The organism is Paenibacillus sp. FSL R5-0701 (assembly GCF_037973995.1).
In the GTDB taxonomy this organism is placed as follows: domain Bacteria; phylum Bacillota; class Bacilli; order Paenibacillales; family Paenibacillaceae; genus Paenibacillus.
Map to the genome: position 1 here is coordinate 6357925 of NZ_CP150230.1, position 20157 is coordinate 6378081.

Sequence of the window (20157 nt, forward strand, 5' to 3'; positions counted from 1 at the left end):
CCATAAGTAAAATCCATTTTTTCTTTTTCCTGCGACCACTTTTGTTCTCCCCTTCGACAGATATGTTGTGCCACTCCCTATGCTGTCACCTGTGGTGAACGGCAAAACTATCTATTCTGCGCGAGAAAACCAATTCCTCTTTTTTACATGTAAAAAATTTCTTATTACGCTTTCATTTATAATTTCATCAAACAACTATATTTCAAACGGAATAAATGAAATGGAGACACGCATTAACGTACCAATGATTAATAAAGGAACATATTTTCCTGTCTAGGATCTTGCCAGTGTCAGCGTGTAAACATTGACCGGAATCTCCATGTAGAAGCCAGCATTAAGAATAACCCGTCCACAAGCGTCCAAGGTGCTGCCTGTTGTATAGATATCATCAATCAGCAGTAACTGTATGGGTTTGGCATGCGATATGCCCATATGTGTTGGCAGATGAGATTCCCTGTATAGCTCTTCAATTAGATGCATACCATCCGGGTTGATGGAAAAAGCGTTCTTCATCGTTTCAATACGCTCACCGCGTGATTTGAAGCTTTGTTTGGTGGTGTTGATCTGGCGCTGCAACAGATCAACGATAGGTAGGCGGCAGGCGGTGGCGAGCCCAGCAGCCAGCCGCTCCGCCTGATTGAAGCCACGCTCGGCCAGCCGCTCGTTGCTCACCGGGACATAGGTGACCGCGTCAGGCCGCCATTGTGGCTTCGTTTGTTGAGCATGTGTGGCGAAATGAGCCACGGGGGCTGGGGGTTCTTTTGCCAAAGCAGAATTCTGCTCCTCACTCATCGCTTGAAAAGCTTGAATCAACAGCGCGGTTAGGAGCGGTGCGTAGCGTTCATGGCCTCTGAATTTGTACATGCCGATCCATTCTCTCATAAGAGGGTTGTATTGTACGGCGCTACGGTTGGCGATAAAAGAACGGTTTTGCATGTGTGGACGAGCACAGTCCGGGCACCCAACACCCCGACCACAACGCAGGCAACGGATGGAACGAATCCATGGAATCTGTTTCACACAACGTGGGCATATGCCTGAATAAGTTGAAGACAGAATCGCTCGAGTGCCACATGTCAGACAAGTCGCTCCCGGTGGGGCGAGCAGGTGATGGAGACGCTGGGTCAGGTGTTGCGCGTGATCGGATATGTTGCTGAGCCAGTTGAACATAGGGGGCATACCTCCAGTCTCGGGAATGTATTGTGATATGTGGATACGAACTGGGCAGATGACAATTAGGTTTGGGATGGTGGATGCAGGTAACCTTTGCGACGAGCGATCGTGTTCATTTTCCGAATCTGTGCAACAGCCTTCACCTGTGAACGTGTCCGACGAGATGATGCAAAAACCACTCTACCCGCCGGGTCATCCATGGAACGCCCTGCTCTACCCGCCATCTGAACCAGTGAAGCTTCATCAAAAAGACCATTGTCTGCATCCAATATAAAAACATCACTGCGCGGAATGGTAACACCACGCTCCAGAATTGTTGTCGTTACGAGCAAACGAATTGTGCGTTCACGAAAGGCTGTAACTTTGCTAGCGCGATCAGGATCCTGAGATGAAGTTCCTTCGATATGGATTCCAGGAAAGGTACGACGCATCAGGTTCACAAACGCCCCAATCTGGGCAATACGTGTCACAAAGACAAATACCTGGGCGTCACGCTTCAATGAAATTTGGATGTTAGTCCTCAAGGTAGAAGGAAGATTTCGTTTCTTAATACATTCAGCAACGGTAACCATTTTGACCAATCTTGGCACGGGCAAAGGATGACGGTGGAAACGTACTGGAACTTTGGCATGATTGAGTTTCCCCCGTGCTGCTTCCCTCTGAAGCCGAGCAGGCGGTGTGGCAGATAGATAGACAAAATTCCCGTCCGGCTTACAGGAGGATGCTGCCGCGTGAGCGAGCATGGGATCGTTGTGATAAGGGAACGCATCCAGTTCGTCGATAATAACGAGATCAAATCCCTGATAAAAACGCATCAGTTGATGTGTGGTCGCAAGCGTGAGCTGGGCGTCTTTCCAGCGTTCGTCACTGCCTCCATAAAGGGTAGCGAGCGAAGTGTCCGGAAAAGCTTCCGCCAGACGCGGGGCTAGCTCCAGCACCACATCCCTGCGCGGCGTAGCGACCAAAGCTCGTCCGCCACGATCCAATGTATGTTGGAGTAGAGGGAATATCATCTCGGTCTTGCCGGCCCCGGTCACGGCCCACAGCAAGAACTGCCCCGGCCCATCCCCTGCGGGCGGCCGGGCCAAAAACGCAAGCGCCGCGGCTGCTGCCGCGCTCTGCGCTGCGCTAAGCCCCCACCGGGCGAGTCCGCCGCCGGTGGGGGCCAAGGCCGTGCCACGCGGTGCTTCGCCGCGTCGTGGCACGGCTCCTTGCGCTGCACTGCGTAGCAGCAGCGCACAAGCACGGCTGCGTCCCAGCGCGAGGCAAGCCTCGCAGTAGGCGCACGCCGCCAGGCCGCAGGCAGCGCAGGGAACGCGCTGCCTGGCTTCGCTGCCACAACGGTGGCAGCGGGGCGCGCTCTGCGCGCGTCCAAGCCACGCGTGCCGACGGCGCGTGGCAGGCCCTTCGAGGGCGGCTGTGATACTCAGCCGCCCATGCAAGCGCGCGAGCTGCGCAGCCGCGCGCCACTCCCTTGGCGGCTGGGCGGTATCCGCCAGCAACGCCTCCGCCTCGGCCGCCAGTAATTGGCGGCCGCTGATCCGCTCAGCCAGCAGGGCCGCGTCCCGCTCCAGCTGAGCCCACTGCCCGGCGGGATACGGCTCGGGCATCCCGCCTACCAAAGCACCACGCACAGCGGCACTCCCCGCTTTGCCCGCTGTAGCCTTCCTAACCTCTGCTTCCCCCGAGCCCAGTTCATACACATCCAGCTTCTGTGCAAGATAGCTCTGCCATTCGCGCTGGCCCCACTGAACCATGTCCCGCTCCATCTCAAAATGTTCAACCAACCAGGATGCCTGACTCAACGGCAACGCCGGATCTAACAGCAGCCAGCGCAGCACATGTCGCCCACTTCCTCCCTCCAGCCACCAAGCCACATCCACTCGAATGTCGAGTGATAACATCATGCTCCACCCTTCCCCTACACGGCACACATACAAAGCAACCTTCATTTACTCTCCTCCCCCATCGTACTTTCTCCTGAACGCAAAAAAAGCACATGCCAACCCGGCTGTTCGCCGGAGCATGTGCTTCATGTCCATATTCCATCTTCGTATAATCAATCTACTTATCACTATACCAATTGAATCTCTACTCTACAAATTCAGCCACTCCAAAAGTTTATTTCCAAACTCGAATTAGAAGTTGCTGATCAAGTACTGAACAACTTCTAACCAGACTATTATATATATATCATTTAGATGAACCTTATTCTACGATGTACGTTTACTTCAATCATATTGGTCTGAAATGTCCAGGAACCAGTTATGTATTACTTAGTTTGGAGATGCCTGAGAACATTCGATTATATCGATTAATCAACTCATCCAAAATCTCGGATTGCTTAATTACGATTGGATGTTGTAAACCATAAATCGCAACCAACGCGTGCAAGCTTTCCCGTTCATGTTCCAAGTCACTTTCCTGATTGTTCACAACATATTTCATAGCATCCTCACCTCTATGAAATAGTGTAACCCCTTATGTAAAAACCAAGATTCATGTCAGATATACAAAAACACCTATAAGAAAATGAAATGTGGCCATCCTCTCACAGGTATCTCTCTATTATCTATAAAATAAGATCTACCAACCACCTTGACCATGAGAATTAGTCGTCAAAATTTCTGGAACTTCAGGTGGTACATTCTCCGTAGCAGAAGACGTATTAAATGGTACCACCATTGTTGTGATGGTAATTATGGTAGCAATGATTATGAATTTTATCTTCATCTCTCTTTTCGGACCTCCTTCAGCAGTGTAGTGTATTTATGAAGCTCTTCGTTTGTTGCTAAATGCCGAATGGAATCAAATGTACAGAACCCTCTGACCATACAAGCATCATTATTAATTCTAGCTGAGATTGCCAAACTATCCAGTATAAATTGAATCCCAACCCGAATCCGATCTGTGTTTAGATAATAATCCGCTACATCTGCCAAGAAATTCACGAACTGATCATCTATAATCTGATTGGTATAAGAACCCACCTTCTCATGTGTGATCATAAAAAATGATATTGTGGTCTTAAAGCGTTCCAACACATGATCCATATTCATATTATAATTTAGTGCAGCCTTAATAAGCTTAAACAACCCACGTAGAATCTCATTCTCTTTTGTAGATAAATAATCCACATACTCATCTAAAATCTCAATTCTTCCTGCCATTATTTCAAAGAGGTACCTATTTGCTTTTGCCCAGTCCCGAAACTGACTCTTTGTAAGCTCCGCCTCAAGATCATTCTCGATAATCCACTCGTGATTTTCATAGCGTGAGATGTAGTATAACGCCTGCTGATACTCATTCTTTTCTCCATATATTGATGCTATGATCAAATCAGAATATAAAATATAACCAAACAACGCTTTGGAAGGCTCTTGATAACTCTTCCCTCGTCTAATCCGTTCATGTTTGATTTTATATTGTACCCTTGCCAGTTTACCCATTCGTGTAGCCAGTTGCTCCGCTTTTTCCCAACGACGTAAAGAGAGATAGAGATTCATCAGATCTTTCAACGCATCCAGTTGCTCCAACTCATTAAGACGCGCGACAAAAGGATCGAATTGCACAGCACATTCCAGATTATTCTGCTGATCATGGTTAATCGAGAGCTTGAATATTCGATACTGGCAGATCGCCAATCGTTCGGCATGCTGGTACCGTTCTCCTTCACACACCTTACGATATATAATTAATGCAGCTTCCGCACTCCCTTCGGCATTAAATGATTCGGCACAATCAAACAAAGGTTTGATATACGTAGGATTTTCCATCATTAGATCTACTGTTCTTTCAATACAATCGTTTTTACCAAGCTCTGCACAGCGTATGATAAACGGACGCAGTCGTCTCCAGTTCATTGTAGAATCATCAAACAACTCACTCACATACTGTTCATAAAAGTACCCATCTTCCAATCCCATGTATTCTGTCATAATATCCAGGATTTTTACCGATATAGGCTGTGAACCATTAATCACTCTACTTAGCGTTCCAGAGTTAATGCCTGATTTCTCTGCAAAATGATAAAGAAGGATTTTGTTTTCCTCTATGTAATGTAAAAATTCTGTTCGGATCGTCTTATTCAATACACTCAAGAAGATACCCCCTTCCAGAAACACACTTTTCCCACGTCCAACATCCATTTTAAGTAATTATATGGTTTAATATACCATAGGTCAATATAATGGAAGAGTCCGCTCTCATTTTATGGGCTGATCTATCCCCTATAGTACACTCTCACCACAATTCTGCTAATAACCAGAATCTTTCTTTAAAATCGCGAAACTTTTTCCAATCTGAATCGTCTATACTTTTAAATTAAGAGTTCTGACTTCGAAAAGTTTTATAACCATAGATTGCATAAAAACCCATTTTTAATTTAAAAGCAGACTTGGCTACAATTACAAAAAAAGACTACAGCTTCTGCTGTAATCTTTTCACTGTAGATCTGCGAAATGTTAATCCCATTTCCCGCTCACATCATGATTTATTGCTCTGACTCACGCAAATCAATCAGGCGAAACGTGTGATCGGTCTGTGCTACCCGTTCAATATCAGCAGGGACAGCAGGCAGATAAGATGTCTCCATGCCTTGCCTTTGCATAAGCTTTTCAATAATCGTAATCGTTTCCGCTTCTGTACGATCAGCAACAACGGTTAATCTGAAGCTCTTACCACGGTATAATAATTCCCGGCAAAGTTCTCTTACAATGCCTTCGATCCGCCCTGCCTGATTGGAAGGGATGAGCAGGATCTGCTCGAAACCTTCAGATTCCGGACGGGAAAGATGGCGCTGGTGCATGGCATGAACGGCCATTGCCGCCAGGAAGTATATGAGCAGAATCATAGTTAGATGAGCAACCATGGCAACTGCACCTCCTCGGAAGGTCATGCTCACCCATGGCGAACATCCCTGTATACAACAAGTATATGCTGTACTTCCTGAAGGGTTACACTTGCATTTCCTATCACTCATATTCCACGCTGATCGACACCGGACGAAGAAAGACAGGCCAGGTCATTCATTCACACCTAAGCTTGAACATATGTTCCGCACAACCTTACACTTTGCTCATTTGCAGTGATAAAGTCCATTAACCCGCAGACCAATCCAACATTCTGGAAAGGGCGCGAGTGAACACCAATCTATACTTCGTCTAGGTTGAATCAACCAATGGACTGACTTACCATAAGAATACTGCTTTACGAAAAACATAAGGTACTAGAGCGTAACCCAACCATATTTGATCGAATTGATAACGGCTTGTGTACGGTCGTCCACTTCCATCTTCTGCAGAATACTGCTGACATGGTTTTTTACTGTTTTTTCACTGATGAACAGGAATTCACCAATCATTTTGTTGCTCTTACCTTCTGCCATCAAGCGAAGTACTTCAGCCTCACGACGTGTGAGCGGGTTATTGTCGCCAGCAACAAATTTAACGCCTGCTTCCTTCGAAGCTCCTTCACTCATTGCCCCTGTTTCATTAAGATACGTCATACGACGCAGCTGCATGATCAATTTGCCTGTTACTTTCGGATGTATGAACGCATGGCCTTCATGCACGGAACGAATCGCATTGATCAGAGACTCGGCCTCCATATCCTTCAGCAAGTATCCGTTAGCCCCTTTACGAAGGGTCTCAAATACATAACTTTCATCATCATGAATGGACAAGATAATCACTTTGACATCAGGGAACAGCTCACGCAATTTCTCCGTTGCCTCAACCCCGTTTTCGATCGGCATGTTAATATCCATCAATACGATGTCAGGTTTATCCTGATTGCAGAATTCGAGCACTTGAATACCATCGCCGCACTCGCCGATGACCTCAATGTCGTCCTCCATATTTAAAATGCGCTTCAGTCCCTCACGGAACAGCTGATGATCATCAGCCAAAAGAACTTTAATTGATGCTTTACCAGTATCACGGTTTTCCATCATCCTGCTACTCCTTCCCCTTATCCACGTTTGTCGGGATATGAATTACTATTTTGGTTCCTTGATTTTCTCCGGATTCAATCTCTATTCTTCCTTCTAACAGTTCAACCCGTTCTCTCATCCCAATCAGACCGAAGTGGGTATGATCCTTGCTTTTCTTCGCAAGAAGCTCCGGTTTGAACCCAAGCCCATTGTCCTGAACGACAATTTTGACGAGCTGAGCCTGATATGTAATTTCCACTACAACATATGTGGGATAAGCATGCTTTGCAGCATTCGACAGACCTTCCTGCACGAGGCGGTAGATCGCAGCCTCCATGGCTGAAGATAAACGATGTTCCTTGCCTCTCGTTTCAAAAAGCGACCGGATTTTCGTTTTTACTTCAAAATCCTGCACGTACTTCCGAAGCGTTGGAATCAGTCCCAGATCATCCAGTGCCATAGGACGCAGATTGAAAATGACTTTTCTCATTTCTTCAAGACTGGAACGAACCTGGCCTTTCAAATCTACTATTTCGGCCTGGACCATCTTAAAATCCTGCTTAATGAGCATTCTTTCTACAATTTCCGTCCTAAGCACTAGATTGGCGAGCATCTGCGCAGGCCCGTCATGAATCTCACGAGCAATACGTTTCCGCTCTTCTTCCTGGGCCAAAATTATTTTCAAACCAATCATTTGTCGATTTTTGGCAGATTCGATGATCCGGGTCACTTGACCCAGTTCACCTGACAGGTATTCGAGTACAACACCCATCTGCGAACCGATGGTCTCGGCACGCTCCACAGAAGCTTCCACATTTTTGGCACGCTTCTGCAGATCATCCCGACGGGCCTTCAGATACATTTCCTTCTCACGATAAATCATCAGATCCAGCTGCAGCTGTGTTGCTTTCTCGTACGCCTGCTTGATATCATGTTCGGAATAACGGACAAAGTCGCGGCTAACCTCAGTCAGCCGGATCCGGGAACGGCGGTAGTTCAGCTCCAATTGATCTACTTTCTCGATCGTTTCCGCCGTCTCCTTCAGTACCGACTTTAACTCTTCGTTGAGTGTTTTCAGCTCATCGCGAGTTGCGTCCATAATTTCGAACATTTGATATTTGCTGTTTTCCATGACTTGTATGGCGTTTTTAATGACGCGGTCTATGGCATCGGCTTGTAAATCCACGTTTGTTCGACTCCATTTCTATCGTTTCCGGTATATATCATACCATATCACGATGAGATGGTAACGGTCTTCGTTTTCTGTTCCCATTTTACAGTCAGACCAAGTTGCTCGGAAACGAGTCTAAGTGGGACTAAAGTCCTACCACCCGTTACGTATGGTGCAACAGTTGCGCTCTGTCTTTTACCATTCAGAATGAATTCTTTCTGCCCTACCACCAGATCAATCAGCTTGCCACCACGTAATACCGTGATCCGCTGATTTTTGCTATCCCAGCTTGCCTGACCACCAAAAGCGTCCAAAACATGTTTGATTGGCACATACGTTGTACCATTTTTCAGGACTGGTGCTGCATCAATCGCTTTTTTCGTTCCGTTCACCGTCATCGATTTCTGTCCAAGCACAAGCGAAGCTGTACCCGTAGGCAATCCTACTTCACTGGACTTGGAAGGCATCGTGAATGCGATATTGTCAAAAGCAACCGTACCTGATTTCGCACGCTCATCCTGACCTTCCTCCACGTTCACCACATAGACCCGCTTCAGCTTCGCCGGATAGGCGATGTTCAGTCCGTTCAGGTCCACACTCAGCTTCTTCCACCCATTCCAGTCAATTGCCTTTGCGAGATCGGCATATACCGTTTTGCCATTGGCATCCGTGAATTCGGCACGTAGCCAGTTCAGGCTTTTATCTCCCATAACATCCATCGACATCGACGTAGCCGCTGCAGATACCTCTCTGCCGGTAGAACCATTCAGTTGTGCATAAGCGTACATTTTGCCTGTTCCAGCAGTCATATCATAACCAAGTTGCAGTACATTGGAGCCGGCTTTTTCACCCGTTCCTGCTGTAACGGTTGCCGTACCAGTTACACCCGCTGCGTTCGTTGTGAAGTTAATCGGATAATTCACGTTCTCGAAGTTCTCCCAGATCGTTTCACTTGCAGAAGCCGAGAGTACCACGACTGTGCTGTAACCATCATAACGTCCAATCGCATATCCCACTTGTGCACCGGAATTGACGGAAGATACGGTTAATTGGTCAGCAGTAACTTTACCTTTGAATCCGATAAATTCCCATGTCAGCGAGTCTGCCGGAACCGTAACACTTTGTCCACTCTTCGTTGTTGCCGTTACTGGAATGGACATCGTTGTGCCCGCTTTGAGCGAACCCAGACCTGATCCTGCTGTCAGGGAAGCCAATTCACTTCCACCCAATACTGATACTTTAATGGAAGATGAGGCTCCATTGCTCGTTGCCGTCAGCGTTGCTGTACCTGGCTTCACGCCTTTGATCGTTCCGTTGCTAACACTCACGATACTGTTGTTGCTGGATTTCCAGGACATGCTGATATCGCCTGTTGCAATTGGGTTGTAGTAAGTGTCATATCCTTTGGCTGTGTACTTGCCCTCTTGCCCCACCAGCAACGTTTGACTGCCACTCACGGCAAAGCCCTTCAGTTTACCTACAGGAGCCGTAGAGAACACACCTAGTGTGTTTACAACCTGACGTTGCTCGGTACCATACTCTGTGTTGAACGTCAGACCAGCGGTTTGCTCACCCAACGGACGTGTTACCATTGTTGTGGAGCCTCCTCCATCTAGGTTCATGCCTTTCCAGACACCCACACTGGTCATAAAGGATTGCAGTTCCGTCAGCGACATACCGCTGCTGTTACTATTTTTCTCCGCTGCAATGATGTAAACATACCGACCATCCTGGGAGTACCCTACTGCCGTTCTTGCACGAATGCCACCAATGCCGGAAGATGCGATATCACGGGAAAAGGAAGCTGCCTTGCCACCGTTTACCAAAATGGTGTGACCGCCAATCATCATCTCCAGGTTACTGGGATCGACCGATTGCCCAGTTGTTTTAGCTTTCAGCTTGTAATCCGCATCCAAGGTTTGCCCAACAGATAGATGGCTCATGATCCATGTCGCCGCTGTTCCATGCGCACGCAAAATGTACCCATCCTGCGGCACCGTCATGTTTAACGCTTTTTTATCCGAGATTTGGGTAACTACTCCGTTCTGCACGAGAACCTCTGTTGGCGTTGTGGAAGGATCATTTGGTCGTTTGCTCGACGTCCATGCCGGTGTATAAATATACATCGAGTTGGCATGGCTATATTTCACCGCACCCGACTCTACCGTGTAATCCTCTTTATTTATCCCACGCAAAGCAAAGGTTGAACCATCCTGCGCCTTCACTGTTCCGTCAAAAGAATACTCGTCGATCATCGGTTTGCCATCCTTGGTCACCGTGAGGGCATACATGCCCGACAGTTCGGAAGGTGTGGAGACCAGTACGCCATCCGAGACCTGTCCACCAATGGGCGCGAGCTCCCCGGATACATTGAAGTAATCGCCATTCACAGCAGCCACTGCACCATTTTCCTTGGCCATGGCACCTGTGCTCTGTTTGCTGTTCAGATTACCGCCCTTGCCTGTCATCACATCCAGCTTCACATACGGGTTCTGCAAATCCACTTGGATTACATCCGCCAGTACGTTGACCTTGGAACCGGAACGTGTTGTCGTATATCTGTATTTCATGAGCTTCGCACCCGAAGTCAGAATTTCTTCACTCAACTTGCTTGTATTCGTAGATGCTGCTGCAGCCACCGATTGCCACGAAGTGCCTGACCACATCTGCCCGCCTGCGCTCATCACCGGTGCAATCCAGATCACACCCGCCAGCGTCACAATCGCCCATTTCTTCACCTTACTGCCCTTAACGTCTTCCAGCTGTTTCCCATGTTTCCCCAGCATGTCTGAAACGTCTCTCCCATCTTGTATATCAATCTTAGACATCACGAACACTGCCAAGTAGGCAGCCGATAGCGAGATCTCTAGTATACTCTTCTATTAATAGACTGCTTTTTGTGGAAAAAGTTACGCCCATAGCCAAGATTGAGGTATATATTGGTTAATGAGTTTTTCACAAATAATCGTTCTGAAGCTTACAAAATTCCAGGTATTGAATGTAAATCTTGATAAATGAATGATAACTCTCGAAATCTTTCATAATAAATATCTTGGTAATGTTTATAAAAGTTACCTTTCTACTTTAACGACACTTTTATTTCCCCTTATCTAATTGTAAGAAAATCACAAAGAGTTCAGTAGATATGTATATTTCAAAAAAAAATACCCCCATAGATGAGCTTTTTAAGTAAGTTCATCTATGGGGGGGTATAATTATTACATTAATTCATATTATTTACATTTTAAATCAATTTTCTACTTATACAACTCATAACATATTCAATGATCCAATAATTTTTCTCTCCACCAAACATAAAGATCACTTAACATATTTATATTTCCAACATCATTTAAAGCCCTTGCCGTACAAACATCCACGACTCGAATTGGATTCAGTCGTATCTTCCCTGTCCCAGCCAGTAAGGGTTGATTAACATCAACATGATTTCGTGGTTTATTAATTACCACCCATTTCAGTTTATTGGATGAATGTATCAATACACTGCTAAAATAAATTCCAATATCTATTATTTGAGTTTCTGTATCTCTACTAAACTTTAATACATTTTGTTCTGCTTCAGGTCTCATCCAATCCGGTACTAGTTCCAATTCTTCATTCATTTCTTCTATTGTCATTTTTTTCTGTTCAATTCGAGGAATAAACCATTCCCAGAGAGAAATCAAAGAATCTTGACTAAAATCTAGCTGTATATGTGAACCAGATAATTCAACATATTCCTGTAATAATTCAATTCTTCGCGGGATGATCGAAAGAAACCATTCATAGTATTCCTCTGCTTCAGTTTTCGACATCACCGAAAAAGGAGTAAATTCAAAAGGCACCTCAATAGTTGGATACAATATTTCCACCTCACCATTACATTGATTCTAATTCTACATAGATTTCATTTAACTCCATGATTAGTTGTTTAAACAACTTATTATTCTCGTCAGAGTCAATATTCTTAAAATTAGTTTTTCCCAGAAAGGCCATATAGACACTCATCAACTTTTCTTGAATTCTGTTCTCCTCTTCTCTAAAAAGATCCATATCAAAAAAATTGTCAATCCTGACTATCTCTGATTTTGGAAAGCCCTTATTTTCTATAGAAGCTTCCAATACTTCTACTACGTAAGTTGCTTCATATACAAAATTACTTTCATTAGCCATATTACACCCCATTTGTAACAGAATCAGAAGGAAGGAACTAATTAGTTTAGTTGTCAAACTACCTTCTCCTTTTTTTGGTTTTAAAGTTGAATTCAGGCGGGTACAAGTGATTCGCATCCACATAATTTTCTGCCTGTCTAGTTGTCATTGACACAGTTTTACCATTACCATAATCCAAATAGAACTCGTAGAATATCTTCCCTTTATCGAAAAATTCAATATCCATATATAAATCACCTTCTACAATTATTCCTTTTATTGTTCGATACTGCGCTCCCCTAACAAGCTTTCCATTTACAGATTGATATTTTGTCAGTTGTTCTTCTGCATCTTCATAGTACCCGTCAGTATCACCGTAAGGAACATCTCGTCTGGCCTTTAATTCCCACATTTGACCGTTTGATGTTACTATATCTACCCAATAATGCTTATTAGGCCACCATGCAATTTCTTGTTCTATATGATATTCCAAAGTTGTGCTCAAGCCTGTTTTTAAATGTATTGCTTTTGCTGTATGAATTTGGGCAATTTCATGGAACGCTAAATATATTCGATTATCTCCATTAGCATTCAACACAGCATCGGATAATTGTAAATCTGTATATTTCGTTCCATCATTCCTACCATTCAAGAAGTCCTTCAAGAAGCCGTTTAAGAGATTTTTTGGCATGTGCCCACTAGGGTCCACGTACTTCAACGGGTTATTGTTTACATACGAATACAAATTCAAACTCAGTGGATCGTTCAGTTCACCTTCGTACGTATCCTCACCAATGAATCGACCCATGCCTGGATCGTACCATCGGGCTCGCAAATACTGTAACCCTATCGTTTCATCCCAATACTCGCCAGCATAACGAAGTATATTCGGTACGGTTTGTTCGGTCGTTGATGGCCCACCCCAGATATCATACGTATACTGGTTCAATACTTGACCGGCATCATCCACGAGTCCAACCACGTCTCCGTGACCGTTGAATTGGTAGTATTCCAGCTTGCCTGTTTGCTTGTCCTGACGTGCCCACAGTTGTCCATACAAATCATAGATGTAAGCATAAGTCAATTCTGCTTTTCCAGAAGTTACACTGGCCTCAGCCATGAGTTTGGCTTCTTCATCGTAGTAATAACGAATCGTTTGGTCGCCTTCCGTACGTTCATACAACAGTCCATCTCCATTATAGCTGTAGGTTACCGTTTTGCCTTCACCCGTTGCTTTAATCAGACGATTCTGGCTGTCATACGTATACTGTGCATCCTTTAGACCGTATATCTTACCACTTCCAATACTGTACCGGTTACCATTCGGGTCATAAGTATACGTTTCTTTTTGTGTGCCCGTTTCGGTCTGAATCCGGCTCAATTCATCGTATGTGTATTGATCGGTTTCCCCGTTCTGTGTACGAGACGTGATGTTTTTATTACCATCATATTCATAGGCGAACTGTTGCACCGCAGATGTCCCTTGAGAGATCGTGATTCCCGACAGGTCATAGCCATTGAACTGGTAGCTTGTGCTGAGACCCTTGCCAAACGACAATTTCTCCAGCAAGCTATTGGACGCATAACTGAATGTCATACGATCCACAGGCGTCGTCCCCGATGCTGCGAGTGCGTAATCAAGTCGTGTCCCATCCGGGAACGTCATTCCGTTCAGCACCCCATCTGCTGCACGATAACTGTACGTGGTCTTTCCATAATCATCAGTCATCGATGTTCTGCGGCCGATCTCGTCGTAGTAATCGCATCACCACCTGCTTTTTGGACATCAAATGTCCGATAGGGTACACCATATGTAGGGTTGCAGTAACTTTGCCTTTAACTTGAGACGACGTAAGAAAGAGCTTACATGCTTTAACAAAAAAAAGAACACCTCAAGAAATGCGCTTCCTTGAAGTGTCCCTATTAATTTATAGATATCCTAACTTGTCCAAAACCCGTTTCAACATGACTGCTGCCTGTGCACGAGTTGCATTTCCCTGAGGTTCAAATGTTCTGGCTGTCATGCCTTGAATGATTCCCTCCTGCACCGCTTTGGCAACAGAATCCTTGGACTGGATTTTGTTGCTGTCCTTGAACTTGGATAGAGTGGTAGCAGCGGAAGATTGAAGAGAGACTGTTTTCCCACCGTAGTTCATAGCACGTACCATCATAAGTGCCATCTGCTCACGCGTAATGGGGCGATCCGGCTTAAACGTACCATCGGTATTTCCTGTAATGATTCCCGCTTCAGCGGCAGCACCGATATAGGCACTTGTCACACTACCGCTACGAACATCCTGGAAACGACTTGCTGCGGTAGGTTCTCCATTCAGTCCAAGACCTCTAGCGACCAATTCAGCAAATTCCGCACGTGAAATGTTCTCATTCGGTCTATAGAAGGATCCATTAGGTGCACTAATAATCCATTTCGCAGAGAGCTCTTTAATGACTGCACTAGCCCAATGTGATGCCGTATCCTGATAGTTTACAGTACGGGTGACCGGAGCTACCGTCTGATTGCCATTTATCTGGCCTTTTATAACCATACCCCCAGCCGTACTTTTAAACGAACTAGGTACGTTGGATAACATAAGCGTAACCGGATCGATATAAGTATATACGGATGTGGCAGTAGGCGTATTTGCAGGTAATTTCATAGACAACTGGCTTTTGAGATCAAGTTCCATACGCTGATTATTGTTTCCATTAAAAGCAAACAGATATACATCCGTATTATTACCTAGCTTCTGTGCGCCCGAGTTAATAAGCATTCCATCCAATGTACCTGACGCAAGCACGGGTACCGTCTCAAGTTGAACGTAGAAGGATGGCTCACGCACACCTGTTGATGCTCCAGTGGTTCCTACACTTCGACTCATAGCGGTTAAATCCAGATTGGAAAGAGGAACAGTCCAAAGGCGATCTCCATATTTCACACCAATGCTACCTGTGCGATAGCTTGCCGCAATCTGTGTCAGTGCATTCAACGGGAATCCAACATACGCAGAAGATTCACTATCGGGAATCTCAAACACAATAGGCTCCATGGTCTTACCGACCGCCGATGCGTATTCAAAGGACTGGATCAGCTTGGTAGCATCCACATTGAATTGACGAGTAGAGCGATTATTACGTGACATCGCAGACTCGGCAGAAGCCGTATTATTGTTCATCACAAGTAAAGACTGACCATAGCTCGATGCATCTAGTTCTGTTAACCAGACTGGAATGCTGTTCGTCTGGCTACCGGTAGAACTATTGTTTGTCTGTTGCAACGTAAGTGGTCCAAATGCAGCTACAGTAACATTCGACGCGTCCCGTAACGGCACTGCCCCAGGTACATAACTCACCGTTCCCGTCTGAGTAGCTGTCGATGTTACTGCTGAAGTATCCACTTTCAACGTCACCACAGAGCCAGAAGCTGAAGCAGACAATACAGTTGTGGTTGAATTACCAATCACTACACTGAACTGAGATGCCGTTAGTGCAGCCTGGGACTGGATTGAATCACGGAAATTAATTTGAACCGTGTCTCCCTGAAGCGTAGCCGACAGGATTTTGCCATTTCCATATGTGTACGTTACTGGAGTCAGATTGAGATATCCTGCTGGGTTATTGTTCAGATCCGTTAATCGCAATGCTCCAGGTACATATGATAACGATATATTTTGTGTATCTTTCACCGCTGTAGCCAGCGTTAACGTGACCAGATCATTTTCAATCTCAGAATCATTAACGAAGACTGGCTTACCATCGACCAGAACAGAATATTGGCTGTTGAGCGGTTTATTCGTCGTGTTCAGTGGTTCATTGTAACGCATCCATAACTTGTTACCACTCACCTCAGCACTCTTAAACTCAGGTGGTTTGGTATCAATTGAATTGCGGACATAGAAGCCGCTGAATCCAGCAAGAGCCTGTCCACGTGTATCTTTTACAGGCCATGAACCTGGCGTGTATGCAACCCGAACGACTTCACCATCCGTAACGGATCGACTGAGATTCAACGTCACAACCGAGCTATTGTTAACCGAGATGCTATTAATGCCTACAGCCGACTGATCCGCAGTTACACTGAATTGTCTTGCCGCATCACTTGAAGTGATATATACCGTCTCAGGGTAGTACAACGTCATTGTACTGTAATACACGTTACCTTCTCGCGGCTTGGACATGACAGAGTCTAAACCGTTCTCCACATCTCTTGCGCCAAAAGCAGCCGCAGCGTTGGAAGACTGGTCTGTAAGACGATTACCTGTAGTCCCCGGCGCATAAGTGATACGCACAATTTGTCCTACGGCTACACCCGTATCCAAGACAACATATACACTGTCGCCTGAGATATAAGTGGAGCTGACATTCCTCTTTTCACCATTTACAGTTACAGCATAAGTACTACTCAGCGAATTAGTGCTGTACAGCCACTCATCATAAGTAAGGCGAATGGTGTTATTGCTATGCATCTTAGCATTCTTCAACACAGGTGCAGTTGTATCTGCACTTAATGTTTTAAAGGCCCATGATGTAGACCCATTAAGACCTGTAAATGTATTTCCTGCTTTATCACGAAACGTATTGGCTGGAATGTCTACCACATAATTTGTGTTGCTATCCAATGCGCTCGCAGGTGTAATCAGCAATTGTCTATTGTTTGAACTATTAATGGCTGTCTTGGATGCAACGGTTGCTCCATTTGATTTTTTGAGCGTTACATTCTGAATGTAATTCGGATCAAGTTCTTTGTTGAACGTAACTGTTAAATTTCCCGTTAAAGGTGCATTGGTAGTACCGTTTGCGGGAGATACGGTAGATACCATGAGGGACGTCGGATCGGATATGATATTGAATCCCCAAACATTCCCACTAATTGCACTGATATCATTCTCATTGCTATCCCGCAAATAACCTTCTGGCATTACGATGTAATATGTAGTGTTGTTGTTCCAGTTATTCGTGGGAACGATCGTAATCGTATTGGTTCCAAAACCTGTAATTCGAGGTGCTCCTGCGTTTACTGGAATCTGCTCAAATACTGTACCACCAACTCTTCCCTGATAAATAATGAGATTCCCTCTACCTGGGGTTACCGGCTTATCGAACGTCATTACTACCTTAGTTGAAAGGGATACCATTGCTGCGTTATCAGGAACTCTACTCACAAGGGAAGTTGAGCCTAGCCCCAGAGTACTGAAGGTCCACTCTTTGTTAGTCAGTCCCGGAAATGCAGTGTTGTCCGCGTAAACAAATGATTTATTATCTATCTCTACGTAGTATGTTGCTCCCGGTAGAGTCTTGCCCAGTGTAATCGTCACTCGTAGACCAGTAGCTGGTACAGGTGTGTTGTCTCCCGCATCCGGTATCGTAGGATCTGTAATCGGTGGTGTGGGATCAATCACGACTTGTTCACTGGATACCAGCACCGAACCCATCGTTGTATTGTCATCCAAACGTTTAATCACGATTGAACTTTGTGTACCTGGTGCCTTCTGAACAGGTTTATCAAAATCAATAACGAATGGTACTGAACTATCCACATTCGTTCCTTTCACCGCAGGAACAGTATTCGTTATTCCATTTGCACTTAATGCGTGTGCAGCATATGCTTCCTGCTCGACTCCACTCCAACCCGTAAGCCATCCTTGAGCCGTCAGCATAACAATTAAGATTCCGAGCATGCCTTTTCTTGCAATTCTCTTCAATTCCACTGATCTTCCCCCTTATCTGCATTTCTTCTCCTGTCTGATGTACAGACCTCATTATGTATTTCGGTTGGAGAAGGGATTTCATTTAGTTATTTGGGGATTTATTCCATAATTTTTCCTTTGTCCATGACAAGCAGTGAAATCGATGGAAGCACAAAAAAGCCCTTAATTCCTTTAACGGAATCAAGGGCTTCATTACTTTTGAATCTAACTACAGACCTGCTTGAGTTTTCAAAAGGTCTACTTTGTCCACTTGCTCCCAAGGTACATCCAGGTCTGTACGCCCGAAGTGACCGTAAGCTGCGGTTTGTTTGTAGATTGGGCGACGCAGATCCAGCATACGAATGATGCCAGCCGGACGAAGATCAAAGTTGTTACGCACAAGCTCAACCAATTTCTCTTCGCTGACTTTGCCAGTTCCGTATGTATCCACGTTGATCGATACCGGGTTGGCTACACCAATCGCGTAAGCGAGCTGGATTTCAACTTTGTCTGCAAGACCTGCAGCTACAAGGTTTTTCGCTACGTAACGTGCCGCATATGCTGCGGAGCGGTCTACTTTTGTTGGATCTTTACCAGAGAACGCACCACCGCCGTGACGTGCATAACCGCCGTAGGTATCTACGATGATTTTACGTCCAGTAAGGCCTGCATCTCCCTGAGGTCCGCCAATAACGAAACGTCCTGTTGGGTTGATGAAATATTTAGTCTGCTCATCCAGCAATCCAGCTGGAACGACAGGCAAGATTACATGTTCTTTGATATCTTTTTGGATCTGCTCCAGCGTAGTCTCTTCAGCGTGCTGAGTAGACACAACGATTGTATCCACACGTACCGGTTTATCACCGTCGTATTCAATCGTTACTTGCGTTTTACCATCCGGACGAAGATATTCCAATGTACCGTTCTTACGCACTTCCGCCAGACGACGCGCGATACGGTGGGACAGAGCGATTGGCAAAGGCATGAGTTCAGGTGTTTCGTTCGTTGCAAAACCGAACATCAAACCTTGGTCACCTGCACCAATGTTTTCTGTTTCACGAGCGACTTGTTCCGGGTCACGGTTCTCAAGCGCTGCGTTAACGCCTTGGGCAATATCAGCGGACTGCTCATTCAGAGAAGTCAGAACTGCACAAGTGTTATAATCAAAACCGAACTTGGCACGTGTGTAGCCAATATCCTTAATTGTATTACGAACGATGGACGGAATGTCCACGTATTCAGAAGCTGAACTGATTTCACCGATGACAAGCACTAAGCCTGTGGCTACGGAAACTTCGCAAGCTACGCGAGCATTGGGGTCGTTTGCAAGAAACGCGTCCAATACGGCGTCTGAGATCTGATCGCAGATTTTATCCGGATGTCCTTCGGTTACAGACTCCGATGTAAATAGATGCCGGCCTTTAACAGACATGAAGTTTCAACCTCCCATAACTAGTAGTATGGCGATTGCCCGAACAAAACATGACAGCGATTCGTTCACTGTACCCTCGAAGCTTTCCAAAATGGAATAAGGACGCAGGGTCCGCAGTACCGAAGATAAGGATTTTTCAGGTAATTGCCTCAAACGAAAATCAACCTTTCCCTAGTGGAAAAGGTTGCATACCTCAAGTGCCATCTTAACGTATTTGTCAAGACGTGTCAAACGAAATGGGGTAAGGAAAATGCCCTATAAGTGCTGTTCTGCCTGGCGAATTAGCCTTTTCGTGATTTCTCCACCAACCGATCCATTCTCGCGGGAAGTCAGATGTCCCCACCCTTTGTATTGCCCATAAGAATGATCACTCACTTCACCCAGTTCAGATCCAAATTCTGTATCCGCACCAGATAAACCTCTGCCACCATAACCCACATTGAGACCAAACTCTGCAGCAATCTCATACTTCATCTGATCCAGCATTTGACGACTTTCGGGTACCACTTTGCGATTGCTTCTAGCCATGATTCCTGCACCTCCATTAATTGATTGTCCACAGTTATAGAGTGAGCAGGAATAAGGTTGGCTAGCCGTATTAATGTTTGTTAGA

14 protein-coding genes are annotated in these 20157 nt (G+C 45.4%); all 14 read right to left on the reverse strand.

Annotated features, from left to right (window positions below):
* Positions 1-273: 273 nt before the first annotated feature.
* On the reverse strand, positions 274-1170 hold the full coding sequence (locus tag MKZ13_RS28025; protein ID WP_339179846.1) for a ComF family protein: 897 nt from the start codon (positions 1168-1170) through the stop codon (positions 274-276).
* Between the two features lie 65 nt (positions 1171-1235).
* Entirely contained in the window at positions 1236-3125 is a 1890-nt protein-coding gene (locus tag MKZ13_RS28030; RefSeq protein ID WP_339179848.1) for a helicase-related protein, read from the reverse strand.
* A 313-nt stretch (positions 3126-3438) separates the two neighbouring features.
* Positions 3439-3621: an aspartyl-phosphate phosphatase Spo0E family protein gene (locus MKZ13_RS28035; RefSeq protein ID WP_339179850.1), complete on the reverse strand. Its 183-nt coding sequence runs from the start codon at positions 3619-3621 to the stop codon at positions 3439-3441.
* Between the two features lie 281 nt (positions 3622-3902).
* Entirely contained in the window at positions 3903-5273 is a 1371-nt protein-coding gene (locus tag MKZ13_RS28040) for a helix-turn-helix transcriptional regulator (RefSeq protein WP_339179853.1), read from the reverse strand.
* Between the two features lie 392 nt (positions 5274-5665).
* Positions 5666-6043, reverse strand: a complete 378-nt coding sequence (locus MKZ13_RS28045) for a hypothetical protein (protein ID WP_036612497.1) — start codon at positions 6041-6043, stop codon at positions 5666-5668.
* Positions 6044-6400: 357 nt separating this feature from the next.
* Positions 6401-7123 (reverse strand): response regulator transcription factor, encoded by a 723-nt coding sequence (locus MKZ13_RS28050; RefSeq protein ID WP_026081439.1) that lies wholly within the window; start codon positions 7121-7123, stop codon positions 6401-6403.
* 7 nt (positions 7124-7130) lie between these two features.
* Positions 7131-8291 (reverse strand): sensor histidine kinase, encoded by a 1161-nt coding sequence (locus MKZ13_RS28055; RefSeq protein WP_074092506.1) that lies wholly within the window; start codon positions 8289-8291, stop codon positions 7131-7133.
* A 47-nt stretch (positions 8292-8338) separates the two neighbouring features.
* Positions 8339-11062 (reverse strand): stalk domain-containing protein, encoded by a 2724-nt coding sequence (locus tag MKZ13_RS28060; RefSeq protein ID WP_339179857.1) that lies wholly within the window; start codon positions 11060-11062, stop codon positions 8339-8341.
* Positions 11063-11557: 495 nt separating this feature from the next.
* The gene (locus tag MKZ13_RS28065) at positions 11558-12139 is read right to left on the reverse strand and encodes a hypothetical protein (protein ID WP_339179860.1); all 582 of its coding nucleotides are present in this window, start codon (positions 12137-12139) and stop codon (positions 11558-11560) included.
* Between the two features lie 16 nt (positions 12140-12155).
* Positions 12156-12506, reverse strand: a complete 351-nt coding sequence (locus MKZ13_RS28070; protein ID WP_339179861.1) for a hypothetical protein — start codon at positions 12504-12506, stop codon at positions 12156-12158.
* Between the two features lies 1 nt (position 12507).
* Positions 12508-14157: an RHS repeat-associated core domain-containing protein gene (locus MKZ13_RS28075; protein WP_339179863.1), complete on the reverse strand. Its 1650-nt coding sequence runs from the start codon at positions 14155-14157 to the stop codon at positions 12508-12510.
* 199 nt (positions 14158-14356) lie between these two features.
* On the reverse strand, positions 14357-18133 hold the full coding sequence (locus MKZ13_RS28080; RefSeq protein ID WP_339179865.1) for a SwmB domain-containing protein: 3777 nt from the start codon (positions 18131-18133) through the stop codon (positions 14357-14359).
* 208 nt (positions 18134-18341) lie between these two features.
* Positions 18342-19544, reverse strand: a complete 1203-nt coding sequence (gene metK, locus MKZ13_RS28085; RefSeq protein ID WP_036612510.1) for a methionine adenosyltransferase — start codon at positions 19542-19544, stop codon at positions 18342-18344.
* Between the two features lie 255 nt (positions 19545-19799).
* Positions 19800-20072: an alpha/beta-type small acid-soluble spore protein gene (locus MKZ13_RS28090; RefSeq protein ID WP_339179868.1), complete on the reverse strand. Its 273-nt coding sequence runs from the start codon at positions 20070-20072 to the stop codon at positions 19800-19802.
* Between the last annotated feature and the right edge of the window lie 85 nt (positions 20073-20157).

Bases quoted from the DNA above. Each gene is read 5' to 3' on its own strand.
- MKZ13_RS28025 (WP_339179846.1), bottom strand. From the start codon at position 1,170: ATGTTCAACTGGCTCAGCAACATATCCGATCACGCGCAACACCTGACC.
- MKZ13_RS28030 (WP_339179848.1), bottom strand. From the start codon at position 3,125: ATGAAGGTTGCTTTGTATGTGTGCCGTGTAGGGGAAGGGTGGAGCATG.
- MKZ13_RS28035 (WP_339179850.1), bottom strand. From the start codon at position 3,621: ATGAAATATGTTGTGAACAATCAGGAAAGTGACTTGGAACATGAACGG.
- MKZ13_RS28045 (WP_036612497.1), bottom strand. From the start codon at position 6,043: ATGGTTGCTCATCTAACTATGATTCTGCTCATATACTTCCTGGCGGCA.
- MKZ13_RS28050 (WP_026081439.1), bottom strand. From the start codon at position 7,123: ATGGAAAACCGTGATACTGGTAAAGCATCAATTAAAGTTCTTTTGGCT.
- MKZ13_RS28060 (WP_339179857.1), bottom strand. From the start codon at position 11,062: ATGCTGGGGAAACATGGGAAACAGCTGGAAGACGTTAAGGGCAGTAAG.
- MKZ13_RS28075 (WP_339179863.1), bottom strand. From the start codon at position 14,157: ATGACTGATGATTATGGAAAGACCACGTACAGTTATCGTGCAGCAGAT.
- metK (WP_036612510.1), bottom strand. From the start codon at position 19,544: ATGTCTGTTAAAGGCCGGCATCTATTTACATCGGAGTCTGTAACCGAA.
- MKZ13_RS28090 (WP_339179868.1), bottom strand. From the start codon at position 20,072: ATGGCTAGAAGCAATCGCAAAGTGGTACCCGAAAGTCGTCAAATGCTG.